At 40.8% G+C, this 20,416-nt stretch carries 1 protein-coding gene (cut by a window edge); it reads left to right on the forward strand.

Going from position 1 to position 20,416, the window contains the following annotated elements; all coding sequences use genetic code 11:
- Positions 1-20,416, forward strand: the start of a protein-coding gene (locus AC3B6G_RS08245; protein WP_489849938.1) for a DUF5776 domain-containing protein. The gene runs 21,446 nt beyond the window's last position; the window shows 20,416 of its 41,862 coding nt (coding positions 1-20,416); it begins with the start codon at positions 1-3; its stop codon lies off the right edge, out of view.

The raw sequence follows: 20,416 nt of genomic DNA on the forward strand, positions 1-20,416 counted from the left end.
ATGATATACAATAAATTCGAATATAAAAAATTAAATGAAAAGAAAATAATGAAGAAGGTTAAGAAGCAATGGGTAGTTGTCTCTGCAACCTTATTTTCGATTGTAGGAGGATATGAAACTGCTGAATATATGACTGGTAACAGTTCAACAGTTAAAGCTGATTCTGCTTCTAATAATTTTAGTAGTGGATATCAATCTCAGATTAACCAGTCAAGCAGCGATAGCGGGAGTAGTGTCCAATCAGCAACTATCGCTTCTTCTACTAAAAATGCCGAATCAGCAGTTGCTGATTCAGCTTCTTCAACGAGTACTAAAATCGTAAATTCCACCAACAGCAAAATAAGTAATGTCAATTCTAGTCAATCATCAAATGAGAATGTTTTAAAAAATGCAAGTAGTGAAGCTAGTGAATCAGTTGAGGATAGTAACAAATCCGTTTCTTTAACAATGTCATCTAATCCAAATGATAGTAGTGTTAATAGTTCACTTAATTCACAAACTAACGTAAGTGTTAGTACTTCCTCTGCTCAGACTAATTCACAAATAAATTCAAGTTCGGAAAATAGTGGTAATAATTCTGTATTTGTAAGTAGTTCATCAACGTTGAATTCAATTACGATATCTGCAAATAGTTTAATTGCAACTGGAAATGATAATAGTGCAATTTCTATTGCTAATCAAGCATTATCAGTTGCGGTAGAAAATTCAACTACAGCTAGCTATGATTATAATAGTTTAACCAGTAATACAACTTCAGCACTGCAAACACTTCAACTTTTCCAATTTGGTGATGATAATACTGTTTCTTTAGCTAATAGTGTTACGGTAAACGTTAAGAACGTTGTTTCTTCAGCTAATGAAACTTCCAGTGAAATGACTTCATATACCGATGAGACATTGTCTGCTAACGTTAATGCTCATGCAATTGTCAATAATGCTAAGGATAGCAATCCGGAAATCGTAATGCAATCAGCTTTTTCTGCTGCAAATCAAGCTGCCAGTAACGCTAATGAAACAACAGTTCGATCAGATCAAATGGCCCAAATGGCTAATGATGCACAAAAAATCAATAGTTTCTTCAATTCTGTTACAGCTGCAAGTTCTTCTGCAGCTGCGGTTGAAGATGAAGGAATTAGTTATCGGGATGAATCTGGGGAAAGTAATGGGCTGATTACTGACTCAACTTTAGCTAGTTCATTAGCAAATAACACTTCTTATGCTCGAAGTACATCATTTCTTAGTAATGCTGTTAATTCAGCAATTACCATCTCTGGAGATAGTGGATTCAGAAATGAGTTCAATGTTTATACCAGTGGTAATATGCCATTTTATGGGAACCATAGCAATTATTATACTTCTCCAGATAGTATATTAAACGGATCCATAGCTACACAATACGGTTCGCCAATTGCCATTTATAACAGTTCTAATGCTCAAATGACTTTTACTGATGGAGCTAGTAACAATCAAATTACTGATGCTATTTTTAAGGGTAAATTGGATATGAACCAACCCTTTTCATATAATTCAGTAATTAATATTAGTAATCTTGCTATAGATGGACTTAGTTTTGTTTTGTATAATGAAGCGACTGATTCCACTGCTGGTCAAGCAGGTGGTGGTGTTGGGATTACTGGAATAAAAAATGCAATTGGATTTAAAATAGATACTTATTTCAATACTAATAACGGTACTTATAACGGTCAAACTGATAATTCAGCGACTGATTCTAATGGAAATAATATTAATTCAATTCCATTTGCTGCTTTTATGACGACTGATAGTGCTGGTTATGGTACTTATGTTCCTAACCTTGCTAGTGCATTACAATATAACAGTTTAATATATGCTGGAGATATGAATTTTGATGTTAAGTACACACCAAATGAATCTCAACCAGATGTTGGTAAAACGCATGGAACACTAACTGTAACCCTTAATAAAGTTTCTGGAGGAAGTATTGGTACATTTGTTGATAACAACGTTGTAACTAATAATGCAACTCCATATTATATGAATGTCACCGCTGGTGATGGTTCTGCTAATCAGGGTCAATCTTATATGCGATTTCAGAATTTTTCATATTCACCAGTTCAAAAACAACATTTTTACTATGTTGATGATAATGATGTAGATACAGCTTCTAATGGTGGAGCTCCAATCTATCTTGCTGAACAAACCGTAGAGGGTATTACAGGTACGTCAATGTCGTACGATCCTAAGGATCAAATTAATAAAATAGTTGGAACTAATGTTTATGCAGTTGATGGAGGAATTAGCCCAGCTTCAAATTCTGATGGAACTTCATTTGATGGAAATACGATTGCTTTTGGAAATGACACGTATGAACCCAGTTATATTATCCATGTTAAAAAAGCAGTAGCTCAAGTTTCCCAGAGTGCAAGCTTTAATGAAGTAGTCAATTACATCGATGCAACTACTGGTTCTGTTATGTCATCTGCTTCACAAACAATTGTTGCTTCACAAACTAATGGGGTAATTGGTTCTGGAAGTGCTGCTTCAATTGCAAGCTCAGGTGCATGGAGTTGGACTTTAAGTAATTCTGGAATGACTTCATCAGGTTCATCTCCAATAGCAACGGATATTAACTTTGATCTTGTTACACCAAGTGAATCAATGGGGAGTTTGGTTGTAGCCTCAGGAACAAGTGCTTATACTGGATCAATTAATATTGCTAATTATTTGTCCAATGGATTTTTGACTAAATCCAGCGCTACGATTACTAAAAATTTTTATTACGTTCCTAATATTGCTTCTAGTCAAGCCGCTAATTCAGCTTCAGCTACTTCAGTAAGTGCTAATATTGATAGTATTATTGCTTACAGTAGTGCAGCAAGTACGGCGTACTCATTGGCCAACTTGGAATTATCAAATGTATCTAATTATGCTAATACAATCAATGGATATCATATAACTGATCCGGCTAATTCAGATTTTAGCAACGCCAATAGTTTTGTTAATTCAGTAATTAGTAGTGTAGCTTCTTTGCAGAATAATATACAAGCACAATCTAATACCATTGCTGGATTGTATGCATCTGCATCGGCAGCTAATTCAAATGTTGCTGCTAAAAACACGGCCATGAGTAATGCAGTTAAAAGTGCTAATAGTGAATATGATATTGCCACATCTTATTATAATAAGTTAGGTTCTGAAACAGATAGTAATGGCATTAGTAGTGACATTGCTTCAGCAAGTGTAGCGATGTCCAAAGCTAGTTCGTATGTTAGTGAGCTTAGTGCTGATAATAGTACTGCACATAGTCAAGCTAATGCCGTTAGTTTTTATACTAATATTGCTGGGGTAAACTCTAGTTCCGTAAACGTTGATAATAATAGTTTAAGTAGTACATCAACTGTTTCTATGGCAATTGCTGGTAGTAATTATATAGGTGTACCTTCGGTTGAAGCTGGAGTAATTTCCTTAGCTAATTCTCTTCACGTCGTAAATGCGAACTCTATCACTAGTGAAATAACGTCAATTTCAAATGGTCAGACCACTGAATCTACTGCTTACGCAAACTTTCTTTCTTCGAATAGATCCGCTTCTGCAGAGTTAAGTCAAGCTGGTTCATATTACAATACGATAAGTAGTGATGCTTCTGTTGTCAGTTCACAAGCATCATTAATTACCAGTTATATCAATCAAAACAATAATAGTAATAGCCTAATGGTCTCAGCAAGTGACACAATGAGTTCCGCTAGTTCAGCAATGAGTGCTTTGGTAGAGAATGCAAATATTGATTCGACGAATGCAAGTTCTGAAGCAGTTTTGGTTTCCTCATATGCTGGTGAAGTTATTAGTGATAGTGCTGTTCTAGCTCAAAACTATTCGAATGCATCCACTTTTGCTAGCTTGGCAAATACGGCGAATTCAGAAAGTAATGAGCCTGGAAACTATACATCAGCTAGTTATTATAATTCGATGGCTGCTAGTTATATTAGTAACGCCAATATAAATGCTACAACGGTTAAAAATGACATTGCTAGTTTTAACACGGCCTCTAATGCTTTATCAGATGCTAACTTGAACTTGAAGAAGGAAGTAAACACTGCAAACACTTATCGTTCAACTTTTAATAGTGCTTTAAGCGATGCAGCGTCTGCTAGTGCCACCATTAGCTATGCTTCTGCTGCTATTAATGCAGCTAATAATGCTAATACTTATGTATCTAGTGCTTCTGTTAATGCTAATTCATTAGCAAAAAGTGCTGCTAGTGTCGATGCTTTAGCTAGTCAAGTAGCTTCAGCAGCTTCTTCCACTGCTTCAATTGCTAGTTCTGCTAGTGTAACGATTGCGACAATTAATAGGTTCGCAACTACAAGTTCTGCAAATACATTAATTACATCAGCAGCAAGTGCGGCTGATGGGAATTATAGTACGATTACTTCAGCTAATTCAGCGGCACAATCTGCATCCACGGCAATTGCTAATGCCAAAGTTCAAGCTGATGCAGACCAATCATCAGCAACAAGTGCTTTAAGTGCAGCTAGTGCAGCTGCAATCATTGCTAGTGGAGCCGTTGTACAGGCTAATATTGATAGTGGCAAAGCTACTAGTGGAAATCCTTCTGATGCTTCAGCAGAAGCTAGCGTAGCTATTTCAGCTGAAAATGTGGCTAGTTCTGCCAACAGTTTAATTGCAACATTAAGTGCGGATGCTAGTGCACAATATTTAATAGCTTCTGGTGCTGAACGACAGGCTATTTTACAATCAAGTCTAGCATCAAGTGCTGCAAAAGCCTTAGATAGCCAAGCAAACATCATTAACAGTAACGTTAGTGCCGTTAATAGTGAAAGTGCTATTAATAGTGGAATTAAATCTAATACATCAAAAGTCTCAGCAACAGGTTCATCAATTAGTACAAGCTTTGTTAGTTCTGCAGATAATGATGTTAATTCATACAATGCCAATATTAATTCTTACAACACTATTACTTCTAATAATGCTAATATAGCTAATAGCTTAGCTTCTGTTAACGCTAATAATACTTCAGTAATGGCTCAGATTAATTCAGTTAACAATGCTGTTTCTAATGCTTCGCAGCTTAGCGTTGCAAATTATATTACTGATGCTAATAGTGATAGTGTGGCAATTGTTTCAATTGCTAATCAAATGGCTGGTAATAATGCTACTGTTGATGGATTGACTTCTGATATTAATAAGAATACTAGTCTTGCTAGTTCTGCATATATTACCGGTGACATTAATACTGCGAAGGCATATGATAGTGCTGCAAGTTCTGAATATGATCAATTAGTTAACTATGCTTCAAGTGCAATAACATTAACAACTAGTGCATCTAATGTTAATGCTAATGCTAGTACAGCTGCCAATGCACTCAAATCCGCTAACACTCGTGCAAGTTATGATGCTGGAATAATTACCAGTGGTGCGATTATGATTGCAATTATTAATACTTCAAGTGCCCAGAGTTTAATTGGTAATGCAAATTCTAAAATTAATGCGGATTCAAACAATGCTGCTAACGATATTACTAGTGCCTCCAATGCTGCAGTTTCTGCTGCTTCCGCAACGGCTGTTGTTAATAGTTACGCAACTGATGCACAAAAGAGTGCTAATGTTATTGATAATTATGCTAACAATAATCCAACAGACACAATTCTTAAGAGTTTATCCAGCCAAGCTGATAACAATATGGCAAGCTTGAATTCTTTAAATTCTGACGCAACGATTCAAAAAATTTATGCTGCCCAAGCTGCTACAACAATTAGCAATGCGGCTGCAACATATACTAACTTAAGTTCTGCTGCTAATAGTGATTCAATTGAAGTGGCAAGCTTAAGTGATGCAATCACTGGATTTGAAAGTAATAATAATGTTGTTAGTGCCGCTAGTGCTGCTACTTTAGCAAGTCAATTAGCTAAAAATGAAGCAGTGAACTTATCGAATGCTGACAGTTTAGCTGTTGTTGTAACCAATGCTTCTAATACTGCTAGTTCTGCAGTTTCACAGGCGATTGCTGATGAACAAAGTGCTTCAGCATTATCTGTAGCTATCAGTAATGCTAAACAGGCTGCCGATGCGGAAAGTGCAGCTAACATTGCTTCTATTGCTAAATCCGAAGCTAATTCTGCTGCTTCTAACACTAACTCAGAAGCTACAAGTGCTTCTGACAATAATAGTACTGCTAGTTCTGCAGCAAGTTCAGCTAATAGTATAAATAGTGCTGCTAGTAAAGCAGCTAGTGAGGCTGATTCGATTGCTTCTGCTAATTCTGATAATAGTTCTGCTCAATCTGCTGCTAGTGCAGCATCAAGTGCAGCTTCTCTTGCTAGTTCTGCTGCCAGTGCCGCTAATTCAGCATCTGCTGATGCAAGTTCGGCTAATAGCTTAGTTAGTTCGGCTAATAGTCTTGCAAGTTCTGCAGCGAGTGCTGCAAGTGATGAGAATAGTGCTGCTAGTTCTGCTGCTTCTCAAGCATCCAGTGCTGCTTCAACTGGTGATAGTTCTACGGCAAGTTCCGCTGCTAGTGCAGCAAAGAGTCATGCTAGTGCAGCCTCCAATGCTGCCAGTGCCGCTGCCAGTGCTCAGAATACTGCATCTAGTGCTGCTAATAAAGCTGCTTCAGCTGCCAGTGCAGCTAGTTCAGCTAATAGTACCGCAAGTTCCGCTGGGAGTACCGCAAGTTCAGCTAATAGTGCAGCTAGTTCAGCTTCCAATGCTGCTAGTGGATCTTCAAACGGAAGCAGTGAAGCTAGCAAAGCTTCCAGTGCAGCTAATTCTGCTTCCAGTGCAACTAGTGATGCCGCATCAAATGCTAATTCAGATGCTGCTTTGGCTAGCCAATATTATAGTGAAGCCATTTCATTTGCTTACAGTACGCAAAATTATAAAGCTGTTGCTGACGCTAATTCTGCTTTAGCAGCTACTTACTTATCTCAAAATTCTAGTAATGAAGTTCTAAAATCTCAAAATTCAATTGCATCTTCTGCAGATGCTGATGCAGCTGATGCTGTTACAAGTGCTAATAGTTACGAGTCTATTGCTGGTAGTGAATTTATTATTGCTTCAACTGCTGCAATTAGTGTTGCTGTTACAAGTGCTAGAGTTAGTGATGCCGATTCTACAATTGCTAGTTTGGTTCAAGTAGCTAATAGTTATTTTGCAGCAGGTAATGTTAATAATGGTTCTGTTTATGCTGCCCAGGCATCCGCGGTTAGTAAACAATTAAGTTCTTTAGTTACATCTGCGAACTCGTACGTTTCCATTGTTTCTAGTGCTACTTCCGCTACTAAGAATGCTCGTGATTCTGCTTCAAGTGATAATACAAGAGCAAGCCAAGATGCTGATAAAGCAATTAATGCCGTTAAGATTGCTTCAGGTGCTGATTCCGGTGCGAACGCATCTAGTGCTGCTAATAGTACTGCTTCCAGTACAGCGAAGAGTCAAGCTAGCTCTGCTGCCGTAGTTGTTAACTCTATTAAGAGCGGAATTAATGGGATGCACTTATCTGCTGATGTAATGCCAATTTCTATTGCCGCATCGTCTGCTGCTTCGGCTTCAACTAAGGTTGATAGTTATTACCATGATGCTCAAAATAAAGCGGTTCAAGTGAATGGTTATAATGCTGTCGCATTCAATACATCGAATGCGATTATTAAGAGTGCCGTTAATGCGATGAGTACAGAAGTTAGTATGCTAGCCAGTCTTGATAGTGATGCTCATGAGCAAAGCTTTGTTGCAAGTTATAGTTATAGTAATGCTGTTAAACAAAGTGATGCAATTGCTTCTGCTTCAACTGCTATCAACGGAAGTAATGGGGCACTTTCAAGTTTTGATTCGATGAGTAATGCGGTTGCAAGCTATGCTGCACAAAGTAACTTCTCATCGGTTTCTGATGAAATTAGTTCAATCAATTCGTTGGTATTAAGTGCTAATAATATTTATGCAAATGCTCAAACTTCTTCAGCCGCTATTGTTAATGAAACTAAAGATGCTCAAAGTGCAGCTTCCTATGCTATTTCAGATGAAAGTAGTGCTAGTTCGATTGCAATTGATATAAATACTGCTTATTCTAAAGCCTTGAATGCAAGTTATGCTGATAGTTACGCTAATCAAACTAATTCTTCAGCTAGTTCAGCTAATTCTAATTCTGCACAGGTTAGTTCTGATGCAAACATTACTAGTTCAGCTGCAAGTGCTACTAGTATCTACAATTCGCAAGCCAATTCATTCAATAGTGCTGCTTCAATTGCTGCATCCAATGCTGCGAAGGCATATAATTCAGCTTCGATAATTGCTTCTAATAATCCAACTAATCCTAACGTACAAAATGATATCAATATTGTTTCTAGTGCTGCTAGCTTAGCCGCAAGTGCATATGCGACTGCTAGTTCAGCAAATTCAGTTGTTATTTCTGCGAATGCAATAGCTAGCTCGGCTAATAGTACTATGAGTAGTTGTACAAGTGCAGCTAGTTCGGCAAGTTCTGCTGCTGCTAGTGCTTCGGCTGCAGCTAGTATTGCGGCAATTTCAGGAGATAGTTCAGCAGCCAGTTCAGCAGCATTGATTGCTAGTGTTGCAAGTTCTACCGCTGCCAGTGCACGAAGTACTGCTGATACTTTAGTTACCTCTGCTAAAAGTGCTGCTGATGTAGCATTTTCAGCAGAAAACGTTGTTGTAACTAATGCGGGATTAGCTTCTTCTGCAAATAGTACTGCTAATAGTGCAACTTCTGATGCTTCTGATGCAGCTAATAATTCTTCAGCCAATACTAGTGGAACAAGTAAAGCTAATAGTGCTGCTTCGGCTGCTGAATCACTTTATAGCGTAGCTTCAGCTTCAGCTAGTGGAGCTAGTGTATCTGATAGTTTAGCTCAAAGTTACGATAACGATGCAATTCAAGATGCTGTTCAAGCCGGTAGTTACACTAATACTGCTATTTTAAATTCAACCATTTCACAAAGTATTGTGGCTGCTAATCCAAATAATAGTGATGTCGCTTCTGCATCCTCATTAGTATCGTCAGCGGCTTCTGATGCTATAGTTGCATCATCAATTGCTAATCTACAATCTGCAATTGCTAATAGTGCTTATGGTTCTGCCAGTGCAGCTGCCGCCAGTGCAGCTGTTGACAATGCACGGATCAATGATGATAACAATGCTGCTCATAGTTTAGCTTCAGCAGCTTTAAGCTATTTTGCTGAACATAATGTGACTACCGGAATTGTTTATGCCGATCAAGCTGCTAAAACAGTTGATAATATGAATTCAATTGCTAGTGATGCTAGTCTTCAATTTAGTGTGGCTTCAAGTGCTACGATTGTAGCCAAAAATGCGGCTTCAGTTGCATCTGGTGAAAAATATCGAGCAAGTACTGATGCTCAATTAGTTGCGAGCGCTGTTAATTCAGCTAGTTCCGCAGCATCCAGTGCCGCTAATTCTAATGCTAATGCAACTAGTAACAGTGCTGCTAGCATGTCAGCCGCCACTTCAAGTGCTTTTGCTGGAATTAATTTAGTTCCAATTTCAAATGCTTATCAAGAAGCAAGTTCTGCAGCTGGTCAAACAGCCGCTTATAATAATTCTGCAACTGCTCAAGCTAGCACGGCAGCAAGTATTGCAGCTGCTAATGGTAGGAATAGTGCAGTTGCTAGTGCCAATAGTGCAGCCAGTTCCGCGGCCAGTTTAGTTGCTAGTTATAATTCCGATGCTCAAAAACAATCTAGCATCGCATCAAGTGCTTATGCTCAAGCACAACTTTATTACTCTCAAGCAAGCAATGATAATGTCAATGCTGCTTCTGCAAACGCTTTGATTGATAATTACATTTCAGAGGGGAGCAATGCTTATACCCAAGGAAATCTAGTTGCCGGGAGTATCTTTTATTCTCAAGCAAATAGTGCCACTGCAAGTATGGCTAGCGCTAACTATGAACAAGATGCTCAAAATAAGTCTAGTGAAGTGGCAACCTTAACTTCCATTGCTCAAACTGCAGCTACTCAAGCATCTAACGATGTAAAGAATGCTGTAATTGCTTTAGCTAGTGTTACCTCGGATGCTAGTTCGGCCGCTAGTAATGCAAGTGGGGCAAATTCTGCAGCCTCAGGAAGTATTAATAATAGTAGTGCAGCAACATTTGCTTCATCAGTTGCTAATAGTGTCTCTGATGGAATCGTTACTAATATGAATTCACTTAGTGAATATGCTAATTCAGCTGATAGTTATGCTAGTCAAGCTGCTACTAATACGACAAGTGCTAACACAGCATATAGTAGTGTTGCTAGTTTAGCGAATGCAAATAAAGGGAATGCTTCCTTGGCTAGTTATGCAAACTTGGCTAGTGATGCTATTACGCTAATTAATTCTGCTAATAGTGATGCCCAAATGCAAAAATCAATTGCTGATAATCAATTACTTAATGCTAATACAGAAAATACAGAAGTAAATGCTCTTAACAGTCAAATTGCTAATGATTCAGCTAACGTTGCTAATTATGATAGTTTAGCTAACTCATATTATAATGCTGGAAATATTTCTTCGGGACAAGCAATGGCTAATTCTGCTGCAAGTACGGTAGTTTCAGCAAGTAAAGCTGTTAACGTTTTAATTGCATATAGTAATGAAATTTCAGAATATACCAGTAGGGCTAGTTCTGCTGCTCTTCAAGCATCTAAGGACGTTAATACTATTAGTCTTCAAGCTAGTGTGGCTACTTCTGCCAGTTCCGCTGCCTCCAGTGCAAATAACAATGGTGGTGGTAGTGGAGCCAGTTCAGCCAATTCAGCCAATTCAGTAGCTTCGAGTGCCACTAGTACTGCAATTATTGATAATGATAATGCAAAGAACTATGCTTCAACTGCTAGCTCTGCTTCTGCAGTTGTAAGTAATGAGGCAAACTCCGCTGCTAATATTGCAAACGAAGTTAATAGTATTTATGCTACAAATACCAATAATGCTATCTTTAAGAATGCTAACAGTGTTGCTAATAGTGCCATGAATATAATTAATATTAATAGTCACGACGCTAGCCAACAAAGTTCACTTGCATCTAGTGCCAGTGCAGCTGTTTCGACTGCTGTTTCAAACGTTTCAAGTGCTAATGTTGCAATTTCTGATTATGTTTCAAGTGCTAATCTGGATTACAGTACCGCCGCAAGTTATTATGCGGAAGGAAGCAATCAGTCTGCAGCTTCATTCGCTTCAAATGCTGATCAATTAGTAAATAAGGCAAGTTCACAAGCTGTTGTTGCTTCAGTAAACGCAAGTATTAGTCATAGTTTAGTATCTGTAGCAAGTTCTGCGGCTTCACAAGCTGTTAATGACGAAAATGTGGTTGCTTCTGCTTCAATTGCAATCAACAGTGCATTAGCTTCTGCTGCTGCTCAAACAGCTTCTATTGCTAATAGTGGTGCCAATCAATCTAATTCAATCGCATCTAATGCTGCTACTGATGCTAATAGTGCAGCTCAATCTGCCAATAGCACTGCTAATTCAGCCACAAGTGCAGCCAATTCAGCATCTAATGCAGCTGCTAGTGCAGCCAATGAAGCTAGTGCTAATCCAAGCAATGCTGTAATTAGTTCTGCAGTTTCAAATGCTCAAAACAATGCTTCAATTGCAAGCAATGCTGCTAGTGCGGCTCAAAGCAATGCCAGTGTAGCTTCTACTGCTGCTAGTAAGGCAACTGCAGATAGTGTCATTGCTTCTTCCCAAGCCTCAATTGCAAGTTCTGCAAACGCAGTTGCAAGTTTAACTAACAGCACTGCTAATGCAGCTACTAAAAATGGAAATAGTTCATTAGCATCCAGTGCTGCTTCAGCAGCTAGTGTTGCAGCATCTATAGCTCAATCTGCGAGTGCCGCTGCGAGTGCTGCTGCTATTGATGGTGCTAATCAAGCTTCAATTGCAAATTCTGCTAATAGCGCAGCTAGTGATAATAGCAATACGGCTGATTCTGCAAATAGTGCTGCCAGTGCTGCTAACAGTACTGCAAATAGTGCTGCTAACGCCAATAGTCAAAATTCTGGATCAGCTAGTTCTGCATCTGCTGCAGCAAGTTCAATTTCTAATGCTACTTCGTTGGCCGTTACTTTAATAGACTTATCTTCAATTAGTAGCGAAAATAGTGAAGCTAGTTCTGCAGCTAGTGCTACAACTTATTACAGTGCTTCGACGGCAATTCAATCGTCAATTGCTGCTAGTATTGATGCAGCTAACAGTGGAAACAGTGCAGTTCACAGTGCTTATTTAGCTGCAAGTAGTGCTAATTCAATGAATTACATTTATAACAGTGATGCACAAAATCAATCTCAAATTGCTGTTAGTGCATACAATGCGGCCCAATCTGCATATTCACAAGCAGGTCAAGATAGTAAGAATGCTAGTTTAGGAGTTCAAGCTATCAATAATTACATTAGTGAAGCAAGTAATGCTTATAATACTGGTGATATTACTGGAGGAAGTATTTTCTACTCTCAAGCAGTCAGTGCTGCTAATAGTATGAAGAGTGCAAAATATGATAGTGATGCATCTGCAATGTCTAGCTCTGTTAATATTTTAACGATCCAAGCTAGTGCAGCTGCCAGTCAAGCTTCATATGATGCTAGTCGGGCTGCCGTTGTATTGGACAGTGCTTCTGCAGATACTAGCATTGCTAGCTCTGCAGCTAGTTCTGCAGCATCAAATAATTCATCAGCTTCATCGATCGCATCAAATGCGGCTTCCACTGCTAATTCAATTAATACGGTCATTAGTGGCATGGACTCTATTGCCCAAAAAGACATTGCAATCCTTTCTAGTGCCAACAGTACTGCTAGTTCTGCTGCAATAGTAGTTGATAGTTATTCTGCTGCTGCTTCTAGTGCATCAATTCAAGTCAATAATTATATGAATGATAGCTACAATCAAAATAATCCTGTAATAAGTTCGGCAATAGCTGCTATTAACGGTGCTAACACTATGTTGAGCAATCTTGATTCGGATGTTCAAATGCAAAGCTCGGTTGCTTCTAGTGCCTATGTTTATGGGAGTACTCAATCTAGTATTGTTTCAAGTACTGCTGTGGTAGCTGATAAATATAATTCATTAATTAGTTCTTTGAATTCTAATGTAATTAATGACATCGCTGCTCATAATTCATCTGCTGTAACTAGTGAAGTTAATGTTATTAATTCTGATATTAATATCGTTAATTTGATTATTGGTCAAGCTTCTTATGCCATTGTAACAATTAATCCATTAGTTCCTAGTGCAGTTTCTGCAGCTAGTCAAGCTGTTGCTGATGAAAAATCTGCGGCTAGTGAAGTTATCAGTGATGCTCTTAATAAGGCTATCAACGCCAGTGTTGCCGACAGTCAAGCTGCGGATACCTCATCCTTTGCTAGTGACGCAAGTAATACCGCTAATATTATGACGTCACAATCTTCCGAAGCTAGTTCCGCTGCTTCAGCTACTAACAGTTATTCTGCTGAAACTAGTGCTTACGCATCACAAGCAACGAGTGATGCCAATAATGCTTCTAATATGACCAGCAATGCAGCTTCAATTGCTTCAGCGAATAAGGATAATTCTGCTGTGGAATCCGCTGCCAGTGCTGCAAGTAATGCTGCTAGTGCCGCTATCAGTGCGAACGCCAAGGCAAGTACTGCTAACTCTATTGTAATTTCAGCTAATTCCGTTGCTAGTGCTAACAATAATGCTGCATCCAATTACAACAGTATGGCTACTAGTGATGCCAATGCTGCCAGTGCCGCTGCCAACGCTGCTCAATCTGCCGCAATGAGTGGTAACAGTGATGCGGCTAGTTTCAATCGTTCTGTGGCTAGTTCGGCTGCATCAGCAGCAACGAACGCTAGCAACGCTGCTACGAATGCTGCAAGCTTAGCATCTAGTGCGGCTTCAGTTGCCAAAGCAGCTGTGATCGATGGTTCCCAAGCTGCTAGTGATGCTAACTCTGCCAATAGTGCGGCTTCGAGTGCTAACAGTGCGGCTTCCAGTGCTGCTAATTCTTCGAATGCATCCACGGCTACGAGTGTTGCTTCTAAGATGGCGAGTGTTGCTTCTTCAGCCTATGGGTCGATTAATCTATCTGCCATCAGTTCTGCTAATAGCGCGGCTAGTTCTGCTGCCAGCCAAACCGCTAGTTATAATGTTGCGGCAATTTATCAAGCATCCACGGCTGCCAGTATCGCTGCTGCCAATCAGAACATCAGTGCAGTGGCTAGTGCCAATAAAGCGGCTTCCAGTGCCGCTACGCTTGTATCTAGCTATAATTCTGACGCTCAAAATCAAGCTTCGATTGCATCAAGTGCATATAGTGCTGCTCAAAATGCCCAAAGACAAGCTAGTCAGGATAGTCAAAATGCTAGTTTAGCTAACTCCACGATCAATAGTTACATTGCTCAAGGAAATAGTGCCTACGCAGGTTCTAACGTTGTTGCTGGAAGCGTCTTCTATTCTCAAGCTGCCAGTGCGTTAGCAAGTATGCAAAGTGCCCAATATGATAGTGATGCAATTGCACAATCTAATTCTGTTATAAACTTGACCAGTAAAGCTCAATCTGCAGCAAACAAAGCCATCAATGATGAAAAGAGCGCAGCCATTCAATTAGCTAACGTTACCTCAGATGCTAGTGATGCATCGAGTGCGGCTACCAGTGCGGCTAGTTCAGCTAGTTCCAATAGTAACTCTGCCAGTGCTAATAGTAGTACCGCTAGTTCTGCGAACTCCGTTGCCAACTCCGTTTCCGCCGGCATCAATGCTAATATGGGATCAATCAGTGCCTATGTTAATTCTGCTTCCAGTTATGCGGTCCAAGCAGCTAATAATACTAAATCTGCCAATACTCAATACACTAGTTTGACCAGCTTAGTTGATACTAATAAGAGTAATGCTTCCTTAGCTAGTTATGCTAACTTAGCTAGTCAAGCCATGAGCATGATCAATTCCGCCAATGTGGATGCACAAAACCAAAGCTCATTAGCTAACTCAGCTCTATCTGCAGCAAACAGTGACAATGTGATTGCTACTAGTTTAGCAACCCAAATTGCTACAGATTCTAGTAACGTTGAAAAATATGACAGTGAAGCTAACTCAGACTTTGCTGCTGGGAACATGGCTGGCGGAGCAGCAATGAACGCTTCAGCAACTGCTGCAGTTAAGAATGCTAGTGATGCGGTTAAGTCTTTGAGTGCTAAGAGCGATGCAATCGTAAATGATACTAATATCGCCAGTTCTGCAGCTTCACAAGCTTCTAATGATGTAAAGACCATTAGTCTTCAAGCTAGTGTCGTTAATTCTGCCAGTTCTGCGGCCAAGAGTGCTTCTTCCAGTAATGGTGGTAGTACTGCTAGTTCCGCTACTAGTACGGCTTCTGCAGCCGTAACTTCCGCAACGACGGATAGTAGTAATGCTACCAAGTACTCATCTGAAGCTAATTCTGCTTCTAAGGCAGTTAGTGGCGAAGCAATCTCCGCATCCAATGTTGCCAGTGAAGTTAACAGTATTTATGCTACTAACACAAGTGATCAGGTCTTCCAAAGTGCAAATAGTATTGCTAATAGTGCAATGAACACCATCAATATCAAGAGTTACGATGCAGACCAACAAAGTACAATTGCCTCTAGCGCCAGCGTGGCAGTTGCTAGTGCTTACGCTAATGTAAATAATGCCAATATTGCGGCTTCTAACGATATTTCCAGTGCCAATAGTCAATATGCCATTGCTGCTAGTTACTATGCAACAGGTAATACGCAAGCTGCCAGTGCAACGGTATCGGCTGCTGATCGATTAGTCAATAGTGCTAGCGTTGAAGCAGCGATTGCTTCAAACAATGCGGTTGCGACCCATAGTTTCGTTGCAGTTGCTAGTTCCGCTGCTGCTCAAGCTATTAGTGATGAAAGTTCGGTAACTTCCGCATCAATTACTATCAATAGTGTGTTAGCTTCTGTGGCTGATCAAGCTGCTTCGAATGCTAATAGTGGAGCTCAAAATTCATCATCGATGGCATCCAGTGCTTCAAATGCTGCTAAGTCTGCGGCTACGAGTGCTAATTCCACTGCTAGCGATGCTTCGAACACTACTAAATATGCTTCTGCAGTGGCATCAGCTGCTGATAGTGAAGCCAGTGCTAATCCAAGTAATTCCGCAGTTAAGTCTGCAGCTTCCACGGCTAAGAGTGCAGCTAATACTGCTATTTCTGCGGCTAGTGATGCTCAAAGTCACGCCAGTGAAGCTTCTGCTGCATCTAGTAAGGTGGATGCTGACCATAAGACGGCTTCTGATCAAGCTTCAATCGCTAGTTCCGCCGCTGCTGCAGCATCAGCTGCTAACAGTGCTGCCAGTTCTGCTGCTAAACAAGGCGATCGTTCTGCGGCTTCTAGTCAAGCATCGATTGCTAGTTCCGCTGCTTCCGCTGCTGAATCAGCAAGTAAGGCTGCTTCATCAGCTGCTGCGGATGGTTCTAGTCAAGCATCGATTGCTAGTTCTGCCAACAGCGCTGTTAGCTCAGCTAATAGTCAAGCCAGCTCTGCCAATAGTACTGCAATTTCGGCCAATAGTGATGCTTCCAGCGCCGCAAGTGCCAACAGTAAGAATTCTGGTTCTGCTAGTTCCGCTGCAAACTCTGGAGCTGCCATTGCAAGTGGTGCCTCTGCAGCATTCAGTTCAATGGACTTGAAGCCAGTTAGTGTTGCCAATAGTTCCGCTAGTTTCTTTGCTAGTGAAACCGCTAGTTACAATAATTCAGCTGAAGCTCAAGCAATCATAGCGGCTAGCATCGCAGCTGCTAATAGCAGTAACAATGCAGTTTCTACTGCTAATAGTGCCGTCAAGAGTGCCGTTAAAGCGGTATCTAGTTATAATTCCGATGCTCAAAACCAATCAGTAATTGCATCTAATGATTACATCGCTGCTCAATCTGCATATGCACTTGCCAATCAAGACAGCAAGAATGCGAGTGCCGGTGTCATTACTATCAATAGTTTGAATGCTGCTGGTAGTACCGCTTATGCCCAAGGAAATACAATTGCGGGAAGCGTCTTCTACTCACAAGCAGTTAGTGCCGCTGATAGTATGAAGAGTGCCAACTACGATGGGGATGCCCAAGCTCAATCAAATGCCTTAAAGAGCTTGACTACATCAGCCCAATCAGCTGCTACGCAAGCATCTATTGATGCTGCGAACGCTAAGATTGCTTTAGCTAGTGCCACTTCAGATGCTAGTTCCGCTGCTAGTGCAGCCAGTTCTGCTAATAATAACAGTGGCTCTGCCAGTGCCCGGAGCAGTGCAACTACCTCTGCTAAATCAGTTGCAAATTCTGTAGCCTCTGGGGTTAAAACTGATATGGGTTCAATCAGTGCCTATGTTAAGTCTACTGATAGCTACGCGGTTCAAGCATCACAAAACACTAGTTCCGCAACTATCCAATACAACAGTTTGACTAGTTTAGTTAATAATAATAAGGGCAACGCTTCCTTAGCTAGTTATGCTAACTTAGCTAGTCAAGCAATGTCATTAGTAGATTCAGCTAACCAAGATGCCCAAAGCCAAAGCTCAATCGCTAATTCTGCATTATCTGCTGCTAACAGTGCTGACAGCGAAGCAACCACGTTATCTGGAGACATCTCGGCTGATTCCAGCAGCGTTTCATTGAACGATAGTATTGCTAATTCATTCTTCAATAATGGTAATTCAGCTTCTGGTCAAGAATATGCAAGTTTAGCTGCTCAAATTGCTGGAGAAGCTAGTTCTGCTGCAGATATTTTGATCCACAATAGTTCAGCCATCGCTAGTTACACTAATGTGGCTAGTTCTGCTGCTCTTCAGGCATCTAAGGATGTTCAAACAATCAGTATTCAAGCTAGCGTTACCAATTCCGCTAGTTCTGCTGCCTCAAGTACAGCTTCCAACAATGGTGGAAGTGGGGCCAACTCCGCTAGTTCCACCAAGAGTATTGCTTCTGCTGCGTTTAGCGGAGCAAAAGTCAATAGTGGGAAAGCCACTGAATACTCATCTGAAGCGCATTCCGCTTCAACGGCCGTTAGCCAAGAAGCAACTAACGCCACATCGATTGCTTCAGAAGTAAATAGTATCTACGCTACTAACACCCAGGATTCAATCGTCCAAAGTGCTAATGGTGTTGTTAATAGTGCAATCAGCACTATCAATGTTAAGAGTTATGATGCCGGACAACAGAGTACCATCGCATCTAGTGCTAGTGTTGCAGTTTCCAACGCAGTTGCTAATGTCTCTAATGCTAATAGCGTTGCCGATAGTTTAGTAAGTGCTGCTAATAGTGATTATAGTGATGCAGCGACATATTACGCTAAGGGGGACACTGCCGCCGGAGATCAAATGGCTGCAGCTGCTGATAAGTTAGTCAACAGCGCTAGTGTTGAAGCGGCAAATGCTTCTGCATCAGCTCAAACTATCACTAGTTTAACTACAGTAGGAAGTAGTGCGGCTTCTCAAGCTATTAGCGATGAAAGTGCTGTCACTTCCGCATCGATCGCCATTAACAGTGCATTAGCATCCGCTACGACCCAAACCGCTTCCGTTGCTAACAGTGGGGCCCAAAGTTCAACTTCTAAAGCAGATACTAACTCAAGCAATGCTAACGCCGACGCTAACGAAGCTAACTCAATGGCTTCTTCCGCAAGTATAGCTGCATCATTTGCTGCTAGTGAAGCTTCCGCAACCACTAGTCTTGCTAGTGCAAACCCAAGTAACTCGGCCGTTAGTTCAGCTGCTGTTGTCGCTAAGAGCAATGCAGCAGTTGCTAGTTCAGCTGCCATTGCAGCCCAAAGTCTTGCTAGTCAAGCCGCTAGTGCTGATACTAAAGCTCACACTGATAGTAGCGTTGCATCTAGTGCTGCTGATGTTGCTAGTGTGGCTGCTGCTAATGCTGCTTCTCAAAATGCAATTACAAGCATTGCAACTTCAAAGGGTGACTCAACGACTGCTTCAATGGCTGCTTCTACGGCAAGCAATGATGCTTCTATCGCCCAATCAGCAAGTATTGTTGCTTCTAAAGCTGCTGAAGATGGAGCTGATCAAGCATCTATCGCAAGTGCAGCTAATAACGCTGCTAGTTCCGCTAACAGTACTGCTCAATCCGCTAACTCTAATGCTAGTTCCGCTAATAGTGCAGCTTCCAGTGCTGCGAATGCAAATAGTAAGAATGCCAGTTCAGCTAGTTCAGCTGCTAGTTCTGGAGCAGCCATTTCAAGTGCGACATCAAACGCATTTGCTTCAATGGACTTGAGACCAGTTAGTGCTAACAACGAATCTGCTAGTTACTTTGCAAGTGAAACTGCTAGTTACAATGATTCTGCAACTGTTCAATCATCGATTGCTTCCAGTATCGCAACAGCTAACTATACTAATAGTGCGGTTACTAATGCCGCTAAGGCTGCCTCTAGTGTAGCTTCATTATTATCTAGTTATAACAGTGATGCTCAAATTCAATCCATTAAGGCTTCCAGTGCCTACAGTGCTGCTCAAAGTGCATATGCTCAAGCTAGTCAAGATAGTAAGAACGCTATTTTAGGAACGCAAACGATCAATAACTTCATCAGTGAAGGTAGTAATGCTTACGATCAAGGGAACATGATCGCCGGAAGCGTCTTCTACTCTCAAGCTGCCAGTGCGGCAACCAGCATGAAAAATGCTCAATACGATAGTGATGCAGATGCTCAATCCAATACGTTCAGTACCTTGAGTAGTGTGGCTCAATCAGCCGCTAGTCAAGCATCGATCGATGCTTCGAATGCTAAGATCGCCTTAGACAGTGTTACTTCTGATACTAGTGCCGCTGCTAGTGCTGCTAGTGCAGCCAGTGCTAATAGTGGTTCTGCAAGTGCAAACAGTAGTGCCGCCCAATCTGCGGCTTCTGCTGCTAACAGCGTTTCTGCTGGAATCGATGCTAATATGGGATCAATCAGTGCTTACGTTAAATCTGCTGATAGCTACGCAGTTCAAGCATCTAACGATACGCTTGCGGCTGACAGTGCTTACGCTAGTTTAACTAGTTTAGCCAATAATAATAAAGCCAATGCATCTCTGGCTAGCTATGCTAACCTCGCTAGTCAAGCAATGAGCTTAGTGAACTCAGCTAATAGTGATGCCCAAAGTCAAAGCTCGATTGCCAATGCCGCGTTAGCTTCAGCTAATAGTGATAACAGTCTTGCTATGAGTCTTGCCACGCAAGTTACGACCGATTCGAACAACGTTAAGAATTACGATGACCAAGCTAACTCATACTATGATGATGGAAACTTTAGTTCTGGGGCTGCAATGGCAAGTTCCGCTGCCAGTGCTGCTAAGGATGCTAGTACAGCCGTTTCCAATTTAGCAATTAAGAGTTCCGCAATCGCTGAAGATACTAAGACAGCTAGTTCTGCTGCTCTTCAAGCATCTAAAGACGTTCAAA

The organism is Nicoliella sp. ESL1149, assembly GCF_058107265.1.